This is a genomic window from Halanaerobium saccharolyticum (assembly GCF_004362045.1).
GTDB lineage: Bacteria > Bacillota > Halanaerobiia > Halanaerobiales > Halanaerobiaceae > Halanaerobium > Halanaerobium saccharolyticum_C.
Genome location: NZ_SNWX01000001.1, coordinates 242,158 through 266,905, shown reverse-complemented (window position 1 = coordinate 266,905; position 24,748 = coordinate 242,158). Strand labels below are relative to the sequence as shown.

Genomic DNA, 24,748 nt, shown 5'->3' with positions numbered 1-24,748 from the left:
TTATCTAAATATTTTTTATAAAAACTATTATCCCACAGAAAATGAGCTATATGAAAGAATCTTTAAGAGGAGCATTTTCTGCTGCAGCTTGAAAATCATCAATGATTGCAGTAAAAATATCTACAATTTCTGGATCAAATTGTTGGCCTGCACAGTGCTTGAGTTCCTCAACTGCTTCCTGATGACTTAAAGTTTTTTTATAGGATCTGTGGTGGGTCATGACATCATAAGCATCAACAACAGAAATAATTCTGGAAAGCAGTGGTATTTCAGTGCCTTTTTTACCCAGAGGATAACCACTTCCATCCCAATTTTCGTGATGTGATAGAATATAGACTGCTATTTGAGAGAGTTCAAAGGAAGCTTTGGCTATCCTATATCCTGCCTCCGAATGTTTTTTTACTTGTCTCCATTCTTCTTCAGTTAAAGGTCCGGCTTTATTTAAGATACTATTATCAACTGCAACCTTACCAATATCGTGCAGCACAGCCAGAGCCTTTAAATCATCTAATTCAGTCCCTCTTAATCCCATCTCTTCCCCTAAAACTAGGGCCAGTTTGCTCATCCTTTCTCCATGACCTTCATCTTCCTGACATCTTTCTTCCAGAGTTTCTTTTAAAGATTTGATCAAAGAACGTCGAAATTCTTTAGTCTCCAATAATTTGTGCCGATACATTCTATCTTCAGCCTTCTGCATAACTGTCTCCAGATCATCCTCCAGGCTTTTTCTGACAGCTGTTCCGAGAGAAATACTTAATTTAATTTTCGAATTATTTTCCCGGCGACAGGCTTCTTTAATAGTTTTACACATATTTTCTGCATAAGTTTTATTCCTGCCCGGTAAAAAAAGAAAAAATTCATCACCACCCCAGCGAATAATAAGGTCCTCACTGGTAACTGCCTCACTTAAAATATTAGCAATACTCTTTAAGATTTGGTCTCCGGCATCATGTCCAAAAACATCATTGGTTATTTTTAAACCATTAACATCACCAACGATCACCGCTAATGGCAGATACTCTTCCTCAGAATAGCTCGGAAGCACCTTATCTAAATAAGCACGGTTATGTAATCCGGTTAAACTGTCGTAAAATGCAGATTTTTGCAGATCAGAAAAAAGACGAATATTATTAATAGAATTTGCAAATTGACTGCATAAGATGCGCAGACTATCTAAAATTAAATCTGAAAACGGATGTAAGGTATATATATTATCAAAAAGTACAACTCCTACCACAGCAGTATTTGTCTTTAAAGGAAACCAGTAGCCCAGTCCATTTTCTAAAGGAGTAAAATCATTTGATAAATCCGGTAATTCTGGATAATCAGTAAGCAAATATTTTTCTTCCTTTTCGTTGATTCCCTCTCCGTGAATTATTTTTTGGTCTTCATTAAAAATAAAAGTGGTAACACGATCAAATCTAAACTTTTTAATAATCATTTCCATAAAAGTAGTAATTAGAGTATCTAAATCATCAATAACCTGTAATTGACTATTAATTTCAATAGAAATATCTACCTTCTCTTTAGATCTAATTGTATCCAACTTAAATATCATACTGCTTAAGCCAAGAGAAATAGCCAATGCCATCTCCTTTATCTCAAGGAGCAGTTCAGATCCTAAATCTTTTTGAAGCCTAAATTCCATTAATCCCAGGAGGTGTTGACCACTAACTAGCGGTATTAATAGAAATGGTTGATTATTATCTTCAAATTTCAATATATCTTTGTCCTCTTTTATCTCTTCCGGCAGCTGATAAAATGGTATCAAATCATAACCCGGTCTCCATCCAATCTCACTGTAGATAACTTTTTCTTTAAAATTTTTCCTCTGTCCATCTATTACATAAAATCGAAGCTGATCAATTAAATCCTCTAAGCCATTATATAAGAGTCGAGCTGTCTTATCATATATCAAAGGATCAGTAGAATTATCTGTCAGAAAAACCGCGGTTTCCAGACCTAAGGCAGTCAGGTTATTCAACTGTTTTTCCTTATTCATAATTTTTCATCTCCCAGGACAGTTTTAGTAAATCTCTTATATTCTGATCCGCTTTCTTTAAAAGTTTGAATGTTTCCTCATTTATTTCGGTATTGTTATTGTCTATTAATTCCCAGATGCTGTGAGCAACGGCTGTACTTAAAATCTTTTCAATAGTTGCCCAGGCCGGATGGGCTGGATATGTTTTGGAATTAATTGACTGCTGATACATTGTATTTATTCTCTGGTCAACATCTCTTTTCTGCCAGAAGTCAACCTCAAAAGCTGGTACTTTGCCGGTAACCCTGATCCATTCATTTATAAAATCATCCTGAAGGAAAAGTTCTATTAATTTCCAGGCCTTTTGCTTATGTTCTGATCTTGAAGAAACTGCCAGAACAGAGCCACCTCCATAAGTCTGAGATTTAGTTCCATCTGCAGAAGGGAAAGGTAGGATTGTATAATTATAATTACCATTTTCTGATTCAAATGAATTATGGGAAATATCTTCAATTATTCCATACCAGCTTCCTATATAAAAAACATAGGAACCCTGGCGATAAAATTCATTATTTAGTTGATAGGGGTGTTTGTCTAAATCTGAAGCTTTAATATCAGAAGTCTGCATTAAATCTGCTAGATAACTAATATTTTCCATTACTTTTTCTTCGGTTAAAATTTTCTCTGGTATTTGATAAAAATCAGCAAATTCTCCACCCTTTGACCAGAGAATAGCAGCAAACCTGTGTAATAAATCAGCCTCTGCCCTCAGTGAAAATGCCAGGGCTTCTGGCAGATCTGGATCAGATCTCCTTTTTTCTGTTATAGTTTCACATACCTGATAAAACTTTTCCCAGCTATCAAGATCTCTTTTTTTAATACCCAGTGTTTTCAAATAATCAGTTCGAGTTGCCAGAACAATAGTATCAACATTCCAGGGAACTGCATACTGATCTCCCCGATAGATACATATCTGATTCATATTTTCAACAAACGAAGTTCTGGTCTCAAAGTCCTGAGGGATCTTTTCTATGTAGCCCATATAGGCCAGTGTTCTGACCCAGGTAGTTCCAATCTGAATTATATCAGGTGAATTATTGTTTTTGTAAGCTTCAATTAAAGTTTCAAAGGCTCTGTTCCAGGTTATAAGTTTCAATTCTATATTTATGTTATGCTGTTCTTCAAATTGACTGAATCGCTTATTTAAAAATTTAAGTACATCATGTTCTCTTGAAGTAATAATCAGCCAGACTCGTAAAGTCCTATTCATTAGAACAGCCTCCTCTTTCTCTCCCGCGAATATTATTATTATCCTGCCGCAAACTTCATTGTTTAATTATCTTTTTCATTAATCCCCCACTTTTAACTTAATATTAAGTTTATTATACCATATAAAACTGCTTATATAAAAAGAAAACCGCCAGAGGAATGGTATGATACTTCCAAAGAAGGCGGGTAATGAATTAAGTATTTGATTAAACTATTTTAACCCAGAAGCTGCAAAATTCCCTGAGGAAGCTGATTGGCCTGGGCCAAAACTGCAATACCTGCCTGCAATAGAATCTGATAGCGGACCATATTCATTATCTCTTTGGCCATATCAACATCAGAAATTCTTGATTCAGCAGCAATTAGATTGGTTTCTGTGGTACTTAAATTATTAATTGTGTGGCCCAGTCTATTTTGAACCGCCCCCAATTTTGCTCTCTCAGAGGAGACTTTTGAGATAGCCTCATCAAAAATGGAAATAGCATCAGCTGCTGACTCGTGATCGGTCAATTTAATAACCTCTCCACTGCCATCGACTACTCCCAGAGCCTGAGCTCGCATATCAGAAATTTGAAGCCCCAGAGTCTGTCCCTGGTTGGCTCCAATTTGAAAAATCCCATCGAAGCTTCCATCCAGCAGGCTTTTGGTGTTAAATTGAGTGTATTCCCCAATTGAGCTTAATTCCTCAGCTAACTCTGCAATCTCTTTCTGAATTTCTTCGCGATCAGATTCACTATAAGTATCATTTGCAGATTGAACGGCCAATTCCCGCATCCGCTGCAGTATGGAATGGCTTTCTTTGAGTCCACCTTCTGCTGTCTGGACTAAAGAAACAGCATCCTGAGCATTCCTCTGAGCCTGGCTGAGTCCATTGATTTGAGCCTTCATTTTTTCGCTAATTGCCAGCCCGGCTGCATCATCAGCTGCACTGTTGATTCTTTTACCTGAAGAAAGGCGTTCAAATGATTTAATTAAACTGCTGTAGTTATGAGTTAAGTTATTATAAGCCTTAAGTGCTGCGATATTTGTATTGATAATCATTTTAACACCTCACCTCCCTTCAGAATTTCTTTTAATAATATAAGTATCGGGATATAATAATTAAAATTAAATCTGATTAGAGGTGGTTAGATAGGTTTAACTTGTAGATTCAGGTTAAATCTTTATTTTCAGAGTATAATGTACAGATTGAACTTACACAAAAAAATAAAGCCACCCTCTGCAAGGTAGCTGTTTAGTCCTGATCATATTCTATTGTGTTGCTGATAACAAATTTATCTTCGCGAATGTACTTGCGGATTAACTTTTCATCAACACCGGTCTCTTTGTGAATTTTTTTGACTGTAGAATTAGGATGGTCCCAGAGAAAATCTTTAATCTGGCGGAGTTTATACTGATTTTCTTCCTGACAATAATCACAGAGTCCGGAGTCATTTTTAGTTAAATCACCGCAGATATAGCAATTCTTAACCATATTTATGTCCTCCATTGTCTTTTTATTGGATTATATATTTATTTTAACAAATCTGAGGTTAAAAATCCACTATGAATTTACACCTTCTCATCCAGCAATTTCTGACTGCTGCTGTCTTCGGCATAGATAAAACGATCTCTACCGGAGGCTGTTATTTTAAGGCTAACTTTACCGATTCCAAATTCTTCGTTAACCTGCTGCTGAATAGCAGACTGAATCTCAGTTAAATTATATTCTCCTGGATCTATTTTTACAGCTCTATTGCGGTTATTGTGGTTAATAAAAAAGATATTATTGCTATCATTAATTTTAATCGGTCTTTTAACCGCATCATGCACTGCAATATCTTCTAAGTCATAGGTGACTTTGGCTGGCTGCTGTGATTTGGTAAATATGTCACCTTTTTCTGGTTGAGCTTCAGTTTTTTTAGTTTGGTTTAATTTCTGGACAAGGAGATTTTTGATTTGGGTTAGGACAGAGTTTGTTTTTTCTACAGCAGACATTTTTGGTCACCTCTTTTTTGATTTTGAAATTATGCTATTATTTAATAACTACCCAAATTAATTATCAAAATATATTGAATTAATTTACCTATTTATTCTAGAACTTTTTTTAATCCACCAATTAATCGTATTTCTTAATCCGATTTTAATTTTAATATTTGAAACCCATCCTAATTTTTTAAGACGACTATTATCTGAATAAAATTCCATAGTTTCACCTTTTCTATAAGATAAAACACCTAATTCAAACTCACTTTTTGGTAAAAACTCTCCAATCAGTTTAACGATATCTTTTATTAATATTTGTCTACCCGTACCAATATTGATTATTTCATAATCATTAAACTCATTATATTCATTAATTAAAACGATGAATGCATCAATTAAATCGTCAATATATATAAAATCTCTGCTTTGTTCCCCTGCAGTAAGATTCATCTTTTCTCCCTTAATACCTCTTCTAATAAGTTCTGGTATCAACATTTTTGAAGTCTGTTTTGGTCCATAAGTTAAAAAAGGCCTTACTGTTATAATTGGTTTATCATAAATTTTTGAGAAAAAATCACATAAATATGTAGAACAAGTTTTTGATAAAGAATAAGGAGAAACTGGATGTTCTCTCTGACTCTCTTGAAATGGAGCTTCACCATCACCGTATTCTTCACAGGTACCTGTATTAATAAATAAATCATAATCAATATTATTTAAAGATTTTAATAAATTTAAAGTACCATTAAAATTATTATCAATTGCCATATCAATACCATTTAAATCTCTTTCAGCATTCACATAAGCAGCTAAATGAACAATAATATCTGGATTTAATTTTGAGATAAATTTATTTAGTTTATCAAAATCTTTTATATCAATAATTTCTATATTAATTTTATCAATATTTTCCAAACGCCAGAAATTTTTCTCAGAATGAGTAATAACATGTACTTCTTCTCCCATTTTTACTAACCTATTAACTAAATGAGATCCTATAAAACCAGTACCACCTGTAACAAGAAACTTTTTATTTTTCATGATTTTATTTTTCACCTATACTTAAATATTCTTTAATTTGCTCTACATCAAAATCATAATCAACATTATCATTCTGATACCAGTCAACAACCAAATCAATTGTCTGTTCAAAACTAAGTTTTGGTTCCCAGTTCAAATGATGTCTTGCTTTACTGATATCTAGTTTCAATAGTTTTGCTTCGTGTGGTTCATTGTTATTAGAAGTATCAATCCATTCACCTGATCCCCATTTATTAACCAGTTTGTCAACAAGTTCTCCAACTGTCACAATTGATGCTTCATCAGGACCAAAATTCCAGGCACCTGTATATTTTTCAGGGTTTTGATAGAGCTTTGAAGCTAATAATAAGTATCCCCGCAAAGGTTCTAACACATGCTGCCAGGGTCTAATAGCTTTTGGACTTCTAATCTCAATAGCCTTACCTTCTTTTAGATAACTAATACAATCAGTTATTAATCTATCCTCTGCCCAGTCTCCACCACCAATAACATTCCCGGCTCTAACCGAAGCCACAGCTATATCAGAATCTTCATTCTCAAAAAATGATCTTGTATAAGCAGAGGTAACCAATTCTGCACAGCCTTTACTGGAACTATAAGGATCATATCCTCCCATCGGATCATTTTCTCTGTAACCCCAGATCCACTCATTATTTTCATAACATTTGTCACTGGTTATTATAATTACAGTTTTAACACTGTCACTCTGCCTGGCTGCTTCTAGAACATTTACAGTTCCCATTACATTTACTTCATAGGTTTCTCTTGGTTCTTTATATGATAATCTAACCAGCGGCTGAGCTGCCAGATGGAAGACAATCACTGGTTTTTCTTCTTTAAAAGTTCTTAGAAGATTATCATAATCTCTTATTTCTCCTCTGAAATCAGTGAGCTTTTCACTTAAGTTAGCAACCACAAAATTATCCCGATCAGTATAAGGATCTAAGGCATAACCGATCACATTAGCCCCCATTTCATTTAACCAGATCGATAACCAGGAGCCTTTAAAGCCTGTGTGACCGGTTACTAATACATTTTTATCTTTATAAATTCCATCAAATAATTCTTCCATTATTCCCAGACCTTCCAGAAAGCTTTATCTTCATTCCAGAGTTTATTTAAATGTTTAACATCGCGTTCATGATCCATACATTCCCAGTTACCATCATGCTTATAAACCATGACTTTTCCCTGCTTAGATAATTTTTCTAAAGGACCAACCTCAAAATCACAGTCTTCTGCAGGAGATAAATGATCAAGCATCTTTCTTTCAAAAACCATATAACCACCATTAATCAAACCTTTAGAAGTCTGTGGTTTTTCTTCAAAAGATTGAACTACATTACCTTCTTCCAGAAGTTCTCCAAATCTAGCTGGAGGATGTACACCCGAGATTGTTACCATCTTATTATGTTTTTTATGAAATCTAACTAGATCATTAATATCTATATTAGCTACTCCGTCTCCATATGTAAGTAAGTTTATACCATCATCTAAATACTTCTCAATTCTTTTTATTCTACCACCTTTAAGAGTATTTAAACCAGTATCTACCAGAGTAACATTCCAATCAGTTTCGTTGTGATTATTATGGAATATTATATCAGAGTTACTTAAATCTATAGTGAAATCATTATTTTTAGCCTCATAATGGAGAAAATAATCCTTAATTACATCACCTTTATAACCAAGACAGATAATAAAATCAGTTACTCCATAATGAGCATAAGTTTTCATGATATGCCAGAGAACAGGTTTCTGGCCAATCTTAACCATGGGTTTTGGAATTAAATTAGTTCTGTTACCAAGTCTGGTTCCAAACCCTCCTGCAAGTATTACTGCTTTCATAAAAATTCAACCCCCTGTTTTTATTCCCACTGATCTAAATAAATATTTTTTAAGTTTTCAGCTTCAAGTTTTTCTTTTAAATCTAAATTAAACTCAGTTGTACCACAGATATAGTAATGCGCCTTTTGATAATTAGAAGCTGAGTTTATTACATCTTCTTTAGATATTCTTCTATTTATGGTCTCTTTATTTTTTTCTTGAGTTGTAAACAATAATAGTTGATCATCATTTAATTTTTCTTTTAAATAGTCGAGTCTTATAAAATCTTCATATTTTTTTGCTGAGTAAAGAAGTTTTAATCGCTCTAGCTCATTTTGTTCTTCCAGAGCCTCTATAAAACTAAAAAATGGAGTTACTCCAGTTCCACCAGCCAGACAAACAATATCATTTTTTTGATCAAAGACTGGTAAAATGAAATCTCCATAAGCATATTTAATTGTAACTTCACTACCTTTATCGACTTCATTAAAAATTCTTGTAGTATATCTCCCAGCTTTTTTTATTACCAGCCTAATTACTTTTTCTTTATTATAATAAGAAGCTAAGCTAAAAGTTCTCGATTCGGGCCAGTAATCAGAAGAATTAAACTCTTCTAAAGAAAGCTGCAAAAACATTCCAGCTTCAAATCTTCTATATTTATCAGGTTTTAAGATATATTCTCTAATCTCTGCTGTATGTTCAATTACAGACAGGACCTCTGCCTGGGTTACAACTGCCATTTTTATATCCTTTCATCAAAAAAATCAGCAAACTGCTGAATAATATATTCAATCTTCTGGTCATCAAGTCCTGGATAAACTCCAATAAAGAAAGTGTTGTTCATTATATAATCAGTATTGGCAAGATCTCCAACAACTCTGGATTCAACATTCTGATAGGCGGGTTGTCTGGTTAAGTTGCCAGCAAATAATTGTCTGGTCATCACTTTGTGTTCTTCTAAGTAATTAACAAGTTCATTTTTAGTAAACTCATCATTTTCTCTAACAGACAACGGAAAAGCAAACCAGGAAGGATCAGAATTCTCTTCTGCTTCAGGTAAGATTAAATATTCTTCAAATTCCTTAATACCTTTATATAATTTTTTGAAGTTTTCTTTTCTTGCCGTTATAAAGTCAGGAAGCTTTTTTAACTGTTCTACTCCAACTGCTGCCTGCATATCAGTAACTTTCAAGTTATAACCAACATGACTGTAAACATATTTATGATCATAGCCATAGGGAAGATCTCCAAACTGCATGGAAAATCTGCGTCCACAGGTATTATTCGCACCTGGTTCACAGTAGCAGTCTCGACCCCAATCTCTAAATGAAACTGCCAGCTTTTTATATACCGGGTTATTAGTTAAAACTGCTCCACCTTCTCCCATTGTCATATGGTGAGCAGGATAAAAACTAACAGTAGCAAAATCCCCAAAAGTTCCGACCATTTCACCATCATAAGTAGTTCCAACTGCGTCACAGCAATCTTCAATTAAGTATAAATCATGTTCTTTAGCAAATTCAGTTACAGCTTCTAAATTAAATGGATTACCCAGAGTATGAGCAAGCATAATAGCTTTAGTTTTATCAGACAATGCTTTTTCTAATTCTGAAACTTTTATATTATAGGTGCCAAGTTCCACATCTACAAATACAGGCACAAGTTTATTTTGAACAATTGGATTAACTGTAGTTGGAAAACCAGCAGCTACTGTGATTACTTCATCTCCAGCTTTTAATTTTCTATCCTCCAATTTATCTGAAGTTAAAGCTGATAAAGCAACTAAATTAGCAGAAGAACCAGAATTAACCAGAGAACAATATCTCTGATCCATAAAATCTGCAAATTCTGCTTCAAATTCTTCGGCATATCTGCCAGTTGTTAGCCAGAAATCAAGACTGGAATCAACTAAAGATACTTTTTCTTTTTCATCAAAAACTCTAGCAGCAAATGGTATAGTATCTTTACCCAGTTCAAAGCTTTCTTCTTTTTGTTCTTCTCTATGCAACTCTTTTACTTTTTCAAGTATTTCTTTTCGTAATTTATCAGTTTTTTTGATCAACTAAATCACTCCAGAATTATCTAATGAATTTTAACTCTAAATTTGAAAACCATAAATATTATTTAAGATGTTTAGAGTATAATTTAACAGCACCTCTATCAAAGCCGGATAATAAATCAGGTCTTTCTTGATTTATTGCGTGTCTCAATCTATAAATAAACATTTCTTCTTGGATTTTAAGCATCATTTCTATTCTTTTCTTCTGATTTTTATCTTTAGCTAAAGCAATCATATCTTTTAAAAAATCTACGAATAATTTATGTTGTTTCCATCTTTCAGATATATGATAATACATCTCACCTGTTTCACCTTTTATTTCGCTATCTAATTGATATGCCTTTTCTACTAAAGTCTCACTCCACCAAAAACATTTATATTTAGCTATAAGCTGAGAAGCTAACAAAATCTGAGGATATATTTGATTAGGGTTTTTAAGATAATTCTCAATCTTTTTTATTATTTTTAAACTATTATTAATATTATAAACTAGACCTGATATATAAAAACTACTATTATGAAACTCATTAGGTCTTATTTCTCTGGTTTCAATACTACCTCTATATAAATTTTCATTTTCGGCTTCACCCTTCAAATAAAATTGAGACGATATAAGTGTTGGTTGATTTTTATCTAAGAAATTTTTTAACTTAGATAATTTTCTAATGATAACAGGATCTTCATCAGATGTAAGTAATAAATAGTCAGTATCACATTTTTTAAATAATTCTAAATAATTACCCTGAAATCCTAAATTGCTTTTATTCTTGTATACTTCAATATTTTTAAAAATTTTTGATATTTCAAGTAGATTTTTGTATGTCTCATCACTTGAATTATTATCTATAATTAAAATTTTTACCCAGTCTGGTAGATCATTTTTTATATAATATCTCAAATGCTCTTCAACTATTTGAGCTCTATTATAAGTTGGTATACCTATTGTTAACATTAATATAAAACACCTACTTTTAATTTATTTTTCAAACTATTAAAGTCTTTAGATTTAGAATATATATCCTAAATATAATATATTAAATTTTGATATTGTATGGAATTATTTTCGATTATATATTAAGTAATTGATTTTCTCTCTAATAATAAATTCATCCTGTTCATACCCCAAATTAATAACACTCTTTCCATCCATTTTTTCAGCAATCCTAACCTGGTTCCCAGCTTGCAATAAAACTAAAGCCGGAGTCTTAGTTACTGCTAATTCATAAAGAGTACTTCCTCCTGAAGAAATAGCTATATCACTTTTTAGCATCAACTTACTCATATTTTTAACATTAAAGTTTAAAGAAATATCCAAACTGCTTTTTTCGACTTCTGCTAATATCGGATCTATATTATCAAAAGAAGGACCAATAACTATATCAACATGCAAGTTTTCTTTATTGATGTATTGATCATCTATTTTATCAAAATTAATAGAGTTTAAAATTTTTATAATTTTTGGTGTTAAGTTTCTTAAATCATAACCACCAACAGTAACTAAAATATTTTGCACTTTATCTCTAATTTCTTTTTCAGGTAAATTTCTGAACTCTTCTCTTAAAAGTAAATAATCAGTCCCCAGCTGAAACTTAGTATCTCCATAATAAGATTCATAATCTAAATCTTCAGCATAAGTATTTCCATTGATAACTACATGAGAAGGAAAGGCAAAAGGTGCATAATCATGGATAGTAACAAGTTTATCAACAACTTTTCTCATTTCAATTAAATAATTCTGATCTATTTCATAAGAATCAGTAATCAACTTATTAACTTCTTCTTTTTTTATAATTTCTTTAACTTTTTCTATCTCTTTTTCATAAGTTAAATTTTTTTCTATAGTTATTACTTCAAAATTATTTTCTTTTAACTTCTTGACTGCAGATGGTTCATTTTTAGTAATATAAAAAAATCTTTCAATTTCTTCATCTTTTTTTAAATCATTGACTAAAGCCATAGTCCGCATAATATGACCCATACCAACATCTTTACCACCATCTACTCTTAAAGCCACAATTTTATTTTTCATCAAAAATATCTCCTGTACTTATCTCAGTTTCTGTTTCATAATCAGTTACTAATAACTGACCTCTACCACATTGAACTGAAAATACTTCATCAGCTTTTTCAATGATTTTACCCGGTTGTTCATTATTAGCCGTTTCATCTTCAACTTCAGCTCTCCAGATAAATAATTTCTCATCATCCAAATAAGTAAAAGCTCCTGGATAGGGATGGGAAACAGCTCTAATTAAATTATAAATATCTTTTGCTGATTGACTCCAGTCAATCAAACCATCTGCCGGAGTTCTTTTACCATAATACGAACCATTTTCTTTCTTCTGTTCTACAGGCTCAACTTTATCATTTTTTATTAAATCAACTGCCTTATTTATCATCTCAGGATATTTTTCTTTTACCTTTTCTAAGATGTCAGCAATATAATCTGTTTTTTTGATATTTATTTTTTCCTGCAGTATTATTTTGCCTGTATCTATACCTTCGTTAATATAATGTACTGTTACTCCTGTTTCTTTTTCACCTTTTAATATTGCCCAATTCAGAGGAGCTCTACCCCTATATTTAGGCAATAAAGAAGCATGGATATTAATACATCCATTTTCAGGAATATTGATGATTTCTTTTTTAAATATCTGATCAAAATTGACTGAAATTATTAAATCAGGTTTTAAGTCATTTCTTGTTTTTTTTACGAATTGATTATCATTAATATTTTTTTCTTTAAATAATTTTAGATTATATTTATCAGTAACTTCTTCTAAACCATGGTACCACTCATTATCGGTCTCAGTCATTACTGCTGCTAAAACATCTTTATCTTGTTCTAGTAAATGCTCTAAAGTTATTTTACCTAGATCATGACCACCAAAAAATAATATTCTCATCTGATTACCCCTTTATTAAATCAAAACTTAAAGGTGTTCCTTTTTTAATATCTTTAATAGCTTTAGTTTTCAAAACATTATCCCAGTGTTTTGGTTTTAAACCATATCCAGGACGTATAATTTTAATATTCTCTTCAGTTAGTTCTTCTCCAGCTTTTATATCTTTAACTGCAAAAATTGATCTTCTAAAAATTCTGCTGTTTTTTTCTTTTTCGGAAATAGAATAATCAATCTTACCGATTGCTCTTTCTGCAGCTCTTATGTCATCAACCATTTTTTTAAATTCATCCGGTTCCATAGAAAAAGATGCATCAGGATTTTCTATCTCTCTGCTCATACAAAAATGTTTTTCTATTATCTTAGCTCCCATTGCTACAGAAGTTACAGCTGCAACAGAACCTAAAGAATGATCAGATAATCCAACAGGCACATCAAATGTTTCTTCTAAATTCTTTATATTCTTCAAATTCATATCATCTGCTATAGAGGGGTAGGCACTGGAGCAGTTTAAAAGAGCCAGTTGATCATTACCAATTTCTTTGATAGTTCTGACTGCCTCATCTATTTCTGCTAAAGTCGCCATACCAGTTGACATAATTATGGGTTTACCTTTTTGTGCGAGATATTTTAAAAATGGAAGGTTAGTTATGCTGAAAGAAGCAACCTTATAGAACTCAACTCCTAAATCTTCTAAAAAATCAACAGCTGTATTATCATAAGGAGTAGAAAAGAAATCAATACCTATTCTTTCAGACTCATTTTTTAGCTCCTCCTGCCATTCCCAGGGAGTATATGCCTTCTGGTAGAGGCTGTATAGATTTTCACCTTCCCAGGTTCCTTTATCTATTTTAAACCATTTTTTATCTGAATCTAGAGTCATTGTTTCAGGTGTGTAAGTTTGAACTTTTACGCAATCAGCTCCAGCATCTTTGGCTGCTCTAATTATTTCTAAGGCTCTTTCTTTGCTACCGGCGTGATTGGCAGACATTTCTGCTATTATATAGGTTGATTTATTCTCACTCGAAAAAATATTTTTAAATTTATTATTTCTTCCCATTTTACCAACTTCCTTATTTAAATAGTGATAAGTTTAAAAATTAAAATGTAGTAGCTTCATTTATTTCATCTACCTTTTCTTTAACATCTCTCCACTTCAATCCAACATTTTCATTTATTTTAATTACATCAGGATTACTCTTTATATAATCTTTAATTTCAAAAAAAGATACAGCTCTTTCTTTAGCACCCATACCACTATATAATTCTTCGAACATCTCTAAATCTTTTGGTTCATCTAACGTTAATCTCCATTCAGGATATTGATATTCTTCAGGAAGTTCAACAATGTTAACATTAAAATAATCAGGATTATTTTTAAAGTAAAACAGAAGGTACTCTGTATATTCTAAATCCTCATGTTCTTCTAATAATCTTTTTAATGCATTAACATTATAAATATCTCCTAATAAGCCGACAGGGAAGTTTTGCTTAGCCATTGTAAAATCAGCACCACTATTTAAATGAGAATTAATTAAAAATTCTAAAGCTTTTGGTGATACAGAAGGGCAATCGCCTGTTACTCTAACTATAATATCACTTTCTTTTTCCTCAGCAACCTTTAATAATCTTTTAATTACATTATCTGGATCTCCTTTAACAACATCCACTTTTCCATCTAGATTATAATTTTCTAAAGGCTTATCTTCTTTCATGGTAGAGGTAGCTAAAACTGTTTCAGTGTTTTTTACTTCTAGCGTATTTAATAAAACTCTTTCAACAGAAGCAACACCATTAATAGGTTTAATAGCTTTCTTAGGAAGCCTAGTAGACTTTAATCTACAAACAACTGCAATAGTAATATTTGGAGTATAGGTTGATTCTTTATCAATCGAAGAGTTTGATTTAATAAAATCATTGCTTACTAGAGGTAATGCTTTATTTAATTCTTGAATTGAAAAAGCTGATGAACTAGAAGTTCTTTTAAAATCAACTTTATCGAAAGAAATAATCTCTCCTTTTTCAATATCCCTAGAGGCAACAGCTTTTAGTGAAGCATCTAAATATTGTCTTTCAGCTTTGTTAATTTTACAAGTACCATTAATTTTTTCAGCCTCTTTTAACTTTGCAATCATTGTTTCAAATTCATCAGGTTCCAAGGAAGAATAGTAATCATAAAATTCTTTTTTTCTTTCTAAAATTAAATGTTTTTCTATAACTTTTGCTCCTGAAAAGTATGCATACACAGGTATTTCTTTAGCCAGATCAATGGAAGCGTCTGTGTGATCAGCAAAACCAATTGGGAAATCATAATTGTCTTTTAAACACTTAATTCTTTTTAAATTGGCATCTGTTATTTCAGTTGGATACCCCTGAAAACCATGCATTAAAGTAATATCATTATTATTTTTAGAAATTTTATTTATAATGTTTTTGATCTCTTTATCGTGCCAACCACCAATACCTATAATTAAAGGCTTATTTAAATCTAAAATATTATTTATCATAAATTCAGATTGTATAATTGTTGAATGCAATTTCACTCCATAAATTTTATCTTGATGTTTTTTTAAAAGTTCTAATCCCCATTCATCAAATACATCAACCCATATTTCTAAAGAGTGTTCATCCGCATACTTTATTATTTTATCCCAATCACTTTGAGTTATATATAATTTTTTATAATCTTCATAATATTTATAATCAGGTGTTGCTAAATGATCATATTTAAACCATTGAAATTTTATAGCCTGGGCATCTGATTTTGACACTATATCAATTAGTTTAAATAAATTATCCACTTCACCTTGATGTGAGTTAGCTATTTCAGCAATAACTTTAGTATCCATTTTATGAAAACTCCTCTATTTTATAAATTTTTCAAATGTGCTTTTAATTCTAGTAATTACTTCTTCAACCTGTTGATCAGTCATTTTAGGATATAAAGGAATAGTAATTATTCTTTCATATAACCTTTCTGCTTTCGGACATATCCCTTTATCATAGCCTAGACTCTGATAATAGGGATGAAAATAAACAGGTATGTAATGAACATTAACACCTAAGTTCTTTTCTTTTAAATCTTCAAATATTTCTTTTCTATCTACAGTTAGTTTTTCTAATTCAAGCTGTAAGACATAAATATGCCAGGCTGCATTAGTGTTTTCTAACTGTTCAGGAATTATTAATCCGTCTATATCTTTAAATTCATTGTTATATTTATTAACTATTTCTCTTCTTCTTGCTAAAAATTTATCTATTTTTTCAAGCTGAGTGATACCTAAAGCAGCCTGAATATCTGTGATCCGATAATTATATCCCAGTTCCTGCTGTTCATGATACCAGGGTCCATCAGATTTATTTATATATTCTGATTCATCTTTAGTTATCCCGTGAGTTCTAAATTTAAGTGATTTATCATATAGCTCTTTGGAATCCGTAGTTATCATTCCACCTTCACCTGTAGTCATATTTTTAACTGGATGAAAACTAAAGGTAGTCATATCTCCAATGCAACCGATCTTTTGATCTTTATAAGTAGCTCCAACTGCGTGAGCTCCATCTTCTAGGATAATTAAGTCATTTTCAGCAGCTATTTCTTTTATTTTATCCATATCACAGGGCTGACCTGCATAGTGAACAGGTATAATAGCTTTAGTTTTATCTGTAATCTTATCTTTAATTGATTCAGGATCAATGTTATATGTTTTAGGATCAATATCTGCAAAAACAGGTCTAGCATCTTGATAAAGAACAGAATTCGCTGTAGCAGCAAAGGTAAGTGGTGTAGTTATTACTTCATCGCCTTCTTTAATACCTGCAGCATAAGTTGCAGCATGTAGTGCCGCTGTTCCATTTGCAATAGCAACAGCATATTTAGCATCAACATAATCTGCAAATTTATCTTCAAATTCTTTTATCTTGGGTCCTGTAGTTAGATAATCACTTTTTAGAGTTTTGATAACAGCCTCTATATCCTGCTCATCTATCCACTGACTACCGTAAGGTATAAATCCCTCAGTCATTAGTCTAACTCCTCTATTAGTTTACGCATTTCTTCCACACTAAGCCACTGATCGTTATTGCCGCTGTTATATTCAAATTCTTTTTCTAATTTTTTACCTTCAGGATGATTTTTATTTCCCCACCAGTCATAATCAGGCTCAATTATATAATGATCTTCAAATTCTATTGTATGTCTGGAAGAAGCTCTTGGTATCATCACCTCATGTAATTTTTCTCCTGGTCTGATACCTACTATTTCCTGTTTGCATTCAGGAGCAATTGCTTCAGCAAGATCAGTTACTTTCATACTCGGAATTTTAGGAACAAAAATTTCGCCGCCCTGCATCTCATCTAAAGCTTTTAAAACAAGCTTAACAGCATCTTCTAAAGTAATCCAGAAACGAGTCATTCTGGGATCTGTTATTGGAAGAGTTCCTGTTTCCTTCATTTTTTTAAAGAAAGGAATTACACTACCGCGACTTCCCATAACATTACCATAACGAACAACACCAAATTTTGTTTTTTTTCCGCCCGCATAAGCATTACCTGCTGTAAATAGTTTATCTGAACAGAGTTTAGTAGCCCCATAAAGATTAATTGGGTTTGCTGCTTTATCTGTACTTAAAGCTACAACTTTTTCTACCCCTTTATCAATAGCAGCATCGATAACATTTTGAGCTCCATTCACATTAGTTTTAATAGCTTCAAAAGGATTATATTCACATTCTGGCACTCTTTTTAAAGCTGCAGCATGAATCACTATATCCACACCATCAAAGGCACGATATAATCTATCTTTTTCACGAACATTACCGATAAAAAATCTCAACTTAGGATGATTTCCAAACTTAGATTTCATTTCAGCCTGTTTAAGTTCTCCGCGACTAAATATGATTAACTTTTTAACATCATATTCATCTAGAATCATTTGTGTGAATTTCTTTCCAAATGACCCTGTTCCTCCTGTTACTAATATTGTCTTATCCTTTAAAATCATGAGTTATCACTATTTCCTTTTATTTTTAATATTAATATCTTATTAAACTCAATTAATTCTTCAATCGTTTCTACTATCTCATATTCCAATATGTCAGCAACCAGAACAAAATCCTCTTTATTATAGGCAACCATTAAATCAGAAAGAGTTTTGTTAATATCATTTATCATATTCTGCCCTTTTTGATAATACTCTTCATTATTCATTAAAGAAGTAACCTGAGATACAGTTTCAATATACCATTCTAAACCATTTAAAATTAACTGATAATTTTGTACAGCCTTATCATCAGAATTTCTAAACAATTGAGCAGTCTTTTTTGTCCCATCTTTTAATCTTGGTAAATATTCACTTGCCTCTTCAAGTGTCTCCTTTATTAAAGAATTAGTATCTTGAGTAAAAAATTCTATCTTTTTCACATCATCTATATCAATTAATGCTTCCCTAAGATATTTTTCATTTACTTCCACTCCATTAATATATATATCTTTTAAAATCTTATCTTCTAAATTGTTTTTTACTTTTGTAAGTATTTCCGGGAGAGTTAGATTATTATAATTTTCTCCGATGGGTTTTTCATCTAAAAATATCTTCACTATATAACCTCCCAATAAAAATCATTGATTTTCAATATAATTTTGATATGCTTTTTCGAAAAGCTTTTTACTATTCTTTAATTCTTTTAAATACATAACCCTATAACTCCTATAATATTTCATTTTTTCTTTAATTTCCTGTTTTTTATCCAGGTAAAATTTCGAAATGACTTCCTTGTATCTCATGGATTCTATAATCAAAATTCTTTCAATAAAATATTCTATATAATCTAATTTATTTAAGCTCTTTTCAAATGAAAGTAATTTTTTTTCTATTTTTTTTACCTCTTCATCAGTAATCGAATTAATTTTAGATAGTTGTCTTTCAATAGAAACTATAAATGATAATTGACTTGTGGAAAGTGAAATAGCTTTATTAAGTTCCTTTAATGTCAAATCAAACTGTTGAATAGTTTTTTTATCAAGATTTTTATTATCACAATCTTGATTTTTTTTATAATATTGATCCAAAACTTTTCGTACATTAATATTATTCTTACTATCACTCAAATATTTATCAATAACTTCACTAAATTTCATCACTAAAGTATGATCAATCTTAGCTCCACCTTCAGTAGCATCAATATAGGTCCGGTCTGGTCTTTTAGCAAAATAGTTATTAAAATAACTTAACATTGATAAATAAACTTTATTTGTTAACACTTTTTCTCCATTAATACCGTCAACCTCAATTAAATTTTCTTCACTTCTTTTGTTATCTTCATAAGTAGTACCACTTGCATGAGTTCTATTTTCGGAAAAAGCTAAATCTTGACCCATTAACACAATTGGATCTGCGCCAAATTTATAGGAAAGATCAACCATTGTATGAGCTACAGTCCCTCCAGTATTAATAGAAGTATATTCACCTTTTATCTCTTCTACCCAACCACTAAAATTTCTTTTCATTGTCAAAAAAACTTGTTTTTCATTCCATTTTTCTTGTATATTATAATGATTTGCCAACTCAGCAAAGAGATATGAGTCTGGAATATTTTTAATATCTTCAAAATGTTTATAATTAGCTAAATTACCATCGACCGAAACCACAATATCTGGTTCTATTCCTCTTTCCAATAAAGGCTTTAGAGAAGTTCCTACACACATGACCAGGGCATTATTTTTCACTCTTTTTAATTGATCAATATTCTTATCTAAAGAGGGTCCTGCAGCAACACAAATAGCCGGTATATCTTTAAAAGAATTAAAAAAAACATTGACTTTAGGATGATTAATTATATCTGGAATATTATATATTATATTTCGTCTCCACTTTTTTGCACTATTAATATCGGTAACTAATGAAGATTTTTTATAATTTATTCCTTCTTTTATTTTTTGATATATTTCTTTAAATTTACCCTTAAATAATTTAATTTCAGCTTTTTGTTCCAAAAATTCTATATCCTTTTCCAAACTCATTGAATAATAAGCCGCAATAATATCAAATAAAGATGAAATATCTTCTTCAATTAAATAAATTATATTATTGCTTTTTAATAAATCACTTAAATCAACATATTTTAATGCTGTATAGAAAATAGACATATGAGGTTCAATTATTATAACTTTATCGAACTTATTTCTTTTTGCAAGCTCACTTAAATGATATCCAAGGCCAAATCCAAGAGAAAATATTTGCTTCTGTTCTTTTACCTTTAAATCTTTAATTTGCCTTTCAGCTTCTTTAATAGGATAATATTTACTGTGTAAATATATCTCCTTATTTTCAAAATTAATTCTAATAGTATAATTGCCAGAACGCGACTTTTCTAAATATATTTCTATATCATGTTTCTTATCAATTATTGTTATTTGGTCTTCATCAGAATCATTAATACTTAAACTCTCACTTTCTTCAAACTCCAATATTTTATTATATAATTTCCTATTTTTAGACTTTAAAATACGCATATTCTTTTTATAAAAATCCAATTAAAACACATCCCAATAAATATATTAAATCCATTATATAAAGAGGAGTTAAAACAGAAAACTCCTCTTTATATTCTACATCATACTTGTTACAGTAGATCCTCCCATACTCTGGAGCTGACTCATCATCCAGCTCTGCTGACTCTGCATTTCGGAAATAGCTTTTTCCATGGCAGCAAACTGCTGAACATAGCGTTCACGAGTCATTTCTACCCTTCTCTGTACATCTGCTATATCATCATTCAATCCATCTATCCGGGTATCATAAAAGTCAAGTCTTCTGGGAATCAAACCAGTATTAGATTGAAGAACCTGGTCAAGATAGCTGTCCATGCGAACAGCCATACCATCATAACTTTCAGTACCAGACTCTGCCTGAAATAAATTCATAGTCTCTTCTGGGTTGTTCTCTAGAGCTTCAGTTAACTTAGCACTATCTAAACTCATTACTCCATCCCTATCTATCTCAATACCAACAGAGCTTAAAGTTTGATAATCACCTGTCTCTTTAACTTTAGAAGTTACAAGTTCTCTCAATCTCATCTGCAATCTCATTACTGTACCATCACCCTGCAGAATTCCACCTTCTTCAGTTTCAGCATCATAACCACTTTTGCTGTCCATAAAACCCATTACACTATTGTACTGATCTACAAAAGCCTGTACAGCTTTAGTAGCTTTACCGGTATCTTTAGTAACTGAGATAGTTGCTGTACTACCTGCAGCAGCTTCTGGATTAATATTAAAGGTCATACCATCTACAGCCTCAGTAATTTCATTGCTGGAACTTGTAATACCTGTAATACCATTGATTTCCACTTTTGCATCAGTAGCTGCTTTTTCATCAGTGAAATTACCAGTACCATCCAGTATACCTAAATCTTCCAGAATACCATTATTATCAGAGATTGTAGGAGTAGAACCATCACTGCCATCCAGGAGTGCATTTTCAACACCTGTTTTCTCTGCTTCTATGACCAATACATCATCAATAACAGAAGCTGAATATCCTGAATCTGCATCATTAATCTTGGAGCTAATATCACTTAAAGAGTCTCCTGCACTGATGTTTACATCTGTGCCATTTAGGGTGATTACATCATCAGCAGCACTAAAACCAGTTTTTCTTTCTCCAATCAACCTTTGGGCTGTAGCCACCTGATTTACTGTAATATCATAATTAGCTTCATTAGCACTATTAGCTGCAGTTGCTGTAACTACATCCTTATTAGTGCTGCTTGCAGTTCTGGAATTATAGGTTGAAGCTAATTTGAGATCAGTTATCTTACTCTCTAAATTATCTAACCTGGTGTTAATATCTCTCCAGGCACCTTTAGTCTGCTCCAGTTCTGATATTTCCTGCTGATAATTATAGATTGGACGCTGTTCTAATTGAACCAACTGATTAATTATTGAGTCTGTATCCATACCAGTGGCTAAACCACCTAAACTAAGATCAGCCATCTTAACACCTTCTTTCTAAACTTTCTCATCAATTAAAAGTCCCACCATCTCATGTATCTTTGCTTCTAAATCAAGCATTTCTTCCGGCGGCAGTTCTTTTATAACTTCCTGTGTTTTTAAATCGACTATCTGTACCATAAGTTTATCTGTTTTATCATGTATTTTAAATGCTAGCTCCTCTTTTACTTTTTTTACTATTTCGTTGATATCACTTACTGACTTTTTGACATCTTCTTCAAGCTCTTTTTGATTGTATTTTCTTTCTTCCTGAAGAGAGTCGGGTTTATTATTACTGCTATTATTACTTCTTTTATTAGTTTGATCTTTCTGTATGCTATTTACTTGCTGCTTTGGTAGAGAATCTACTTGTTCTACTTTCATAATAGCTTTTCACCCTTTCTTAATAAACAAGCCAGCCGGAAAACCGGCCGGCTTAATTGTTTTATATATTTATATTATTCTCTTCAAGAAATTAACCGAGTAACTGAAGTACTCCCTGTGGTAACTGATTAGCCTGAGCTAACATTGCTGTACCAGCCTGACTTAAGATCTGATTCTTAGTAAAGCTCATCATTTCTTTAGCCATATCCACATCAGAGATTCTGGATTCAGCAGCTGTTAAGTTTTCTTCAGCTGTATTCAAGTTATTAATTGTGTGATCTAATCTATTTTGATAAGCACCCAATTTAGAACGTTCTGAAGAAACTCTAGCTATCGCATTATCAATTGTTGTAATTGCATCATCAGCATCAGCTTGGTTCATAACACTAATTCCCTGACCTTTTTCTAATACATTAATTGATACCTGACCAGCATCGGTAGCTACACCAGAGGTTGTATCTGTATCAGAAATTCCTATAGTTACTGATCCACTTGTACTATCATCTGCAGTATAAGCATCATTGTTTATAGTTGAAAAAGTAACAGAACCACTACCATTTCCTAAAGTTCCACTGGCAATAACAGTACCATCAGCAGCTTTTAATTCAGCAGCACCACTAGCTGTTACAGATACACTGTATGACCCTGCCTGTAAATTAGTTGTCGAATTTCCACTTGTTGCGTTAGTAGAGCCAGCATCAAAAGTGGTAACAGCACTATCAGCAGTCACATTAAGAGTTTCTGCTCTCATATCATTAACATCTAAAGCAATATTTTGTCCTTCATTAGCCCCAATTTGAAATTTAGCATCTTTTAGACTACCATCTAATAGTTTCTGAGTATTAAACTCAGTATTGTCTCCTATTCTAGTTAATTCTTCTGTTAACTGATTAACCTCTTTTTGGATCTCAAATCTATCAGCATTAGTATTAGTATCGTTAGCTGACTGAACAGCTAATTCTCTCATTCTCTGCAAGATTGAGTGAGATTCTTTAAGGGCACCCTCAGCAGTCTGAATCATTGAAATACCATCCTGAGCATTTCTTTGAGCCATAGCAAGACCACTAGTCTGAGCTTTCATCTTCTCACTGATTGCCAGACCTGCAGCATCATCAGCAGCACCATTAATTCTCTTACCTGAAGATAATCTCTGTAAGGACTTACTTAAGTTATTCTGTGTGTTTTTTAGCTGGTTGTATGAATTCAACGCAGCTATATTTGTGTTAATTCTCATTATTTATTCCTCCTTGAAATTTTGTGTTGTTCCTGGCATCCTTGCCAGTAGTTCTAATTTGTTTTGGTTATATGAGCACCTCCGCAGCAGCACTTCGGCCGATAGTGCTGCCAGCAGCGGTGTTTTAGTAACCATTACAACTATGGTGAGTTTTTATTGAACCATAGTTATAAAAGCCACTAAAAATTTATCTAATAAAATCTACTAAAGACTGCTGCATAATCCTTGAACCAGAGGCTAGCGAAGCTCTGTAAACTGTTTCTTCCATTTTTAATTCTGTAATAGTCTTTGCCAGATCAGCATCTTCATTTTTAGATTTTAAACTTCTCAGATGAACTTTATTTGCTTCTAAACGATCGGCTATATTGCCGGTCCGCTGTAGTTTACCACCAATTTCAGATCTTAGTTCAGCATATTTATTAATTGCATCATCCATACCTGATAGATTATCTCCAATGTCTTCACCAGTCATTGTCGGATCAGATAAATCATTATAAATTTTATTTAAAGCTTCAATTTCATCTTTAAAAACTTCTCGACCATTTAGATTAACACCCATCTGCACATTTTCATTTAATCTTCTCTCAATTGAACTGATATCACCTTTATAATCTACAAAGCTGCCAATCCCTCCAGCTGTATTGACATCAAATGGTTTCTGATCTGTTTTTTGGCCAGAAAAAATATAATTATCGCCAAGTTTAGCATTAGAAATATCAATTAATTCGTCCCTGAGCTGCTTCATCTCATTGGCAACTGTTTCTCTATCTTCTGGTGTCATAGTATCATTAGCAGTATAAATAGTTAATTCCCTGGCTCGCTGAATGACTTTAGTTGCACTTTTAAGTGAACTTTCAGTTGTCTTCAACCAGTTTTCTGCCTGATTAAGATTACGCTGAAACTGGTCATTCCGATTTATTTGAGATTTATAATTCATACTATCTGAGACTTTGATTGGTGCATCAGAGGGCATCTGGAATAACTTACCCGAACTCAGCTGCTCATTTAAATCATTTAAGTCTCCCATATTATTCTGAAGATGATCTAACATATTTCGAACCATCATTGAATTTGTAACTCTCATTGCTGTC

The 24,748-nt window shown here is 32.1% G+C and carries 23 protein-coding genes; all 23 read right to left on the bottom strand.

Features of this window, described 5'->3' with window-relative positions; genetic code table 11:
• Nucleotides 1-46: 46 nt before the first annotated feature.
• The 23 genes from DFR79_RS01215 to flgL all read right to left on the bottom strand — a co-directional run bounded on the left by DFR79_RS01215 (nt 47) and on the right by flgL (nt 24,741).
• Entirely contained in the window at nt 47-2,002 is a 1,956-nt protein-coding gene (locus DFR79_RS01215) for an HD-GYP domain-containing protein (protein ID WP_133513672.1), read from the bottom strand.
• Nucleotides 1,995-3,251 carry an extracellular solute-binding protein gene (locus tag DFR79_RS01210; protein ID WP_133513671.1) on the bottom strand — a complete coding sequence of 419 codons (1,257 nt, stop codon included), beginning with the start codon at nt 3,249-3,251 and terminating at the stop codon, nt 1,995-1,997. Before DFR79_RS01210 ends, DFR79_RS01215 begins: the two co-directional genes overlap by 8 nt.
• Before the next feature lie 215 nt (nt 3,252-3,466).
• A complete protein-coding gene (locus DFR79_RS01205) occupies nt 3,467-4,291 on the bottom strand; it encodes a flagellin (RefSeq protein WP_133513670.1) in 825 nt (274 codons plus the stop codon).
• A 193-nt stretch (nt 4,292-4,484) separates the two neighbouring features.
• Complete coding sequence (locus DFR79_RS01200; protein ID WP_133513669.1) at nt 4,485-4,724, bottom strand: hypothetical protein; 240 nt, start codon at nt 4,722-4,724, stop codon at nt 4,485-4,487.
• Between the two features lie 77 nt (nt 4,725-4,801).
• Nucleotides 4,802-5,227 carry a hypothetical protein gene (locus tag DFR79_RS01195; RefSeq protein WP_133513668.1) on the bottom strand — a complete coding sequence of 142 codons (426 nt, stop codon included), beginning with the start codon at nt 5,225-5,227 and terminating at the stop codon, nt 4,802-4,804.
• 84 nt (nt 5,228-5,311) lie between these two features.
• Nucleotides 5,312-6,256: an NAD-dependent epimerase/dehydratase family protein gene (locus DFR79_RS01190; RefSeq protein ID WP_133513667.1), complete on the bottom strand. Its 945-nt coding sequence runs from the start codon at nt 6,254-6,256 to the stop codon at nt 5,312-5,314.
• Between the two features lie 4 nt (nt 6,257-6,260).
• Nucleotides 6,261-7,328 (bottom strand): CDP-glucose 4,6-dehydratase, encoded by a 1,068-nt coding sequence (rfbG, locus tag DFR79_RS01185; RefSeq protein WP_133513666.1) that lies wholly within the window; start codon nt 7,326-7,328, stop codon nt 6,261-6,263.
• Nucleotides 7,328-8,104 carry a glucose-1-phosphate cytidylyltransferase gene (gene rfbF, locus DFR79_RS01180; protein ID WP_133513665.1) on the bottom strand — a complete coding sequence of 259 codons (777 nt, stop codon included), beginning with the start codon at nt 8,102-8,104 and terminating at the stop codon, nt 7,328-7,330. Before rfbF ends, rfbG begins: the two co-directional genes overlap by 1 nt.
• Nucleotides 8,105-8,124: 20 nt before the next feature.
• On the bottom strand, nt 8,125-8,823 hold the full coding sequence (locus tag DFR79_RS01175) for a ferredoxin--NADP reductase (protein ID WP_133513664.1): 699 nt from the start codon (nt 8,821-8,823) through the stop codon (nt 8,125-8,127).
• 2 nt (nt 8,824-8,825) lie between these two features.
• Complete coding sequence (gene rfbH / locus DFR79_RS01170) at nt 8,826-10,145, bottom strand: lipopolysaccharide biosynthesis protein RfbH (RefSeq protein ID WP_133513663.1); 1,320 nt, start codon at nt 10,143-10,145, stop codon at nt 8,826-8,828.
• Nucleotides 10,146-10,203: 58 nt separating this feature from the next.
• A complete protein-coding gene (locus DFR79_RS01165) occupies nt 10,204-11,094 on the bottom strand; it encodes a glycosyltransferase family 2 protein (protein WP_133513662.1) in 891 nt (296 codons plus the stop codon).
• Nucleotides 11,095-11,199: 105 nt separating this feature from the next.
• Nucleotides 11,200-12,171, bottom strand: a complete 972-nt coding sequence (pseG, locus tag DFR79_RS01160; protein ID WP_133513661.1) for a UDP-2,4-diacetamido-2,4,6-trideoxy-beta-L-altropyranose hydrolase — start codon at nt 12,169-12,171, stop codon at nt 11,200-11,202.
• On the bottom strand, nt 12,161-13,048 hold the full coding sequence (locus DFR79_RS01155; protein ID WP_133513660.1) for a methionyl-tRNA formyltransferase: 888 nt from the start codon (nt 13,046-13,048) through the stop codon (nt 12,161-12,163). Before DFR79_RS01155 ends, pseG begins: the two co-directional genes overlap by 11 nt.
• Nucleotides 13,049-13,052: 4 nt before the next feature.
• Nucleotides 13,053-14,105, bottom strand: coding sequence for a pseudaminic acid synthase (gene pseI, locus DFR79_RS01150; protein ID WP_133513659.1), 1,053 nt, complete (start codon nt 14,103-14,105; stop codon nt 13,053-13,055).
• 40 nt (nt 14,106-14,145) lie between these two features.
• Entirely contained in the window at nt 14,146-15,894 is a 1,749-nt protein-coding gene (locus DFR79_RS01145; protein WP_133513658.1) for an N-acetylneuraminate synthase family protein, read from the bottom strand.
• A gap of 15 nt (nt 15,895-15,909) precedes the next feature.
• Nucleotides 15,910-17,070 carry a UDP-4-amino-4,6-dideoxy-N-acetyl-beta-L-altrosamine transaminase gene (gene pseC, locus DFR79_RS01140; RefSeq protein WP_133513657.1) on the bottom strand — a complete coding sequence of 387 codons (1,161 nt, stop codon included), beginning with the start codon at nt 17,068-17,070 and terminating at the stop codon, nt 15,910-15,912.
• Entirely contained in the window at nt 17,070-18,047 is a 978-nt protein-coding gene (pseB, locus tag DFR79_RS01135; RefSeq protein ID WP_243727676.1) for a UDP-N-acetylglucosamine 4,6-dehydratase (inverting), read from the bottom strand. Before pseB ends, pseC begins: the two co-directional genes overlap by 1 nt.
• Nucleotides 18,044-18,643, bottom strand: coding sequence for a hypothetical protein (locus tag DFR79_RS01130; protein ID WP_133513656.1), 600 nt, complete (start codon nt 18,641-18,643; stop codon nt 18,044-18,046). The genes pseB and DFR79_RS01130 overlap by 4 nt, the downstream gene beginning before the upstream one ends.
• A gap of 21 nt (nt 18,644-18,664) precedes the next feature.
• Nucleotides 18,665-20,578 (bottom strand): motility associated factor glycosyltransferase family protein, encoded by a 1,914-nt coding sequence (locus DFR79_RS01125; protein WP_133513655.1) that lies wholly within the window; start codon nt 20,576-20,578, stop codon nt 18,665-18,667.
• Nucleotides 20,579-20,653: 75 nt separating this feature from the next.
• Complete coding sequence (fliD, locus tag DFR79_RS01120; RefSeq protein ID WP_133513654.1) at nt 20,654-22,042, bottom strand: flagellar filament capping protein FliD; 1,389 nt, start codon at nt 22,040-22,042, stop codon at nt 20,654-20,656.
• 15 nt (nt 22,043-22,057) lie between these two features.
• Nucleotides 22,058-22,423, bottom strand: a complete 366-nt coding sequence (locus tag DFR79_RS01115; protein ID WP_133513653.1) for a flagellar protein FlaG — start codon at nt 22,421-22,423, stop codon at nt 22,058-22,060.
• 91 nt (nt 22,424-22,514) lie between these two features.
• Entirely contained in the window at nt 22,515-23,657 is a 1,143-nt protein-coding gene (locus tag DFR79_RS16360; RefSeq protein WP_133513652.1) for a flagellin, read from the bottom strand.
• Between the two features lie 187 nt (nt 23,658-23,844).
• A complete protein-coding gene (gene flgL, locus DFR79_RS01105) occupies nt 23,845-24,741 on the bottom strand; it encodes a flagellar hook-associated protein FlgL (protein ID WP_133513651.1) in 897 nt (298 codons plus the stop codon).
• Between the last annotated feature and the right edge of the window lie 7 nt (nt 24,742-24,748).

What these genes read in the sequence shown, in the direction of transcription:
- DFR79_RS01215 (WP_133513672.1), bottom strand. Translation starts at nt 2,002, where the DNA reads ATGAATAAGGAAAAACAGTTGAATAACCTGACTGCCTTAGGTCTGGAA.
- DFR79_RS01210 (WP_133513671.1), bottom strand. Translation starts at nt 3,251, where the DNA reads ATGAATAGGACTTTACGAGTCTGGCTGATTATTACTTCAAGAGAACAT.
- DFR79_RS01205 (WP_133513670.1), bottom strand. Translation starts at nt 4,291, where the DNA reads ATGATTATCAATACAAATATCGCAGCACTTAAGGCTTATAATAACTTA.
- DFR79_RS01200 (WP_133513669.1), bottom strand. Translation starts at nt 4,724, where the DNA reads ATGGTTAAGAATTGCTATATCTGCGGTGATTTAACTAAAAATGACTCC.
- DFR79_RS01195 (WP_133513668.1), bottom strand. Translation starts at nt 5,227, where the DNA reads ATGTCTGCTGTAGAAAAAACAAACTCTGTCCTAACCCAAATCAAAAAT.
- DFR79_RS01190 (WP_133513667.1), bottom strand. Translation starts at nt 6,256, where the DNA reads ATGAAAAATAAAAAGTTTCTTGTTACAGGTGGTACTGGTTTTATAGGA.
- rfbG (WP_133513666.1), bottom strand. Translation starts at nt 7,328, where the DNA reads ATGGAAGAATTATTTGATGGAATTTATAAAGATAAAAATGTATTAGTA.
- rfbF (WP_133513665.1), bottom strand. Translation starts at nt 8,104, where the DNA reads ATGAAAGCAGTAATACTTGCAGGAGGGTTTGGAACCAGACTTGGTAAC.
- DFR79_RS01175 (WP_133513664.1), bottom strand. Translation starts at nt 8,823, where the DNA reads ATGGCAGTTGTAACCCAGGCAGAGGTCCTGTCTGTAATTGAACATACA.
- DFR79_RS01165 (WP_133513662.1), bottom strand. Translation starts at nt 11,094, where the DNA reads ATGTTAACAATAGGTATACCAACTTATAATAGAGCTCAAATAGTTGAA.
- pseG (WP_133513661.1), bottom strand. Translation starts at nt 12,171, where the DNA reads ATGAAAAATAAAATTGTGGCTTTAAGAGTAGATGGTGGTAAAGATGTT.
- DFR79_RS01155 (WP_133513660.1), bottom strand. Translation starts at nt 13,048, where the DNA reads ATGAGAATATTATTTTTTGGTGGTCATGATCTAGGTAAAATAACTTTA.
- pseI (WP_133513659.1), bottom strand. Translation starts at nt 14,105, where the DNA reads ATGGGAAGAAATAATAAATTTAAAAATATTTTTTCGAGTGAGAATAAA.
- DFR79_RS01145 (WP_133513658.1), bottom strand. Translation starts at nt 15,894, where the DNA reads ATGGATACTAAAGTTATTGCTGAAATAGCTAACTCACATCAAGGTGAA.
- pseC (WP_133513657.1), bottom strand. Translation starts at nt 17,070, where the DNA reads ATGACTGAGGGATTTATACCTTACGGTAGTCAGTGGATAGATGAGCAG.
- pseB (WP_243727676.1), bottom strand. Translation starts at nt 18,047, where the DNA reads ATGATTTTAAAGGATAAGACAATATTAGTAACAGGAGGAACAGGGTCA.
- fliD (WP_133513654.1), bottom strand. Translation starts at nt 22,042, where the DNA reads ATGGCTGATCTTAGTTTAGGTGGTTTAGCCACTGGTATGGATACAGAC.
- DFR79_RS01115 (WP_133513653.1), bottom strand. Translation starts at nt 22,423, where the DNA reads ATGAAAGTAGAACAAGTAGATTCTCTACCAAAGCAGCAAGTAAATAGC.
- DFR79_RS16360 (WP_133513652.1), bottom strand. Translation starts at nt 23,657, where the DNA reads ATGAGAATTAACACAAATATAGCTGCGTTGAATTCATACAACCAGCTA.
- flgL (WP_133513651.1), bottom strand. Translation starts at nt 24,741, where the DNA reads ATGAGAGTTACAAATTCAATGATGGTTCGAAATATGTTAGATCATCTT.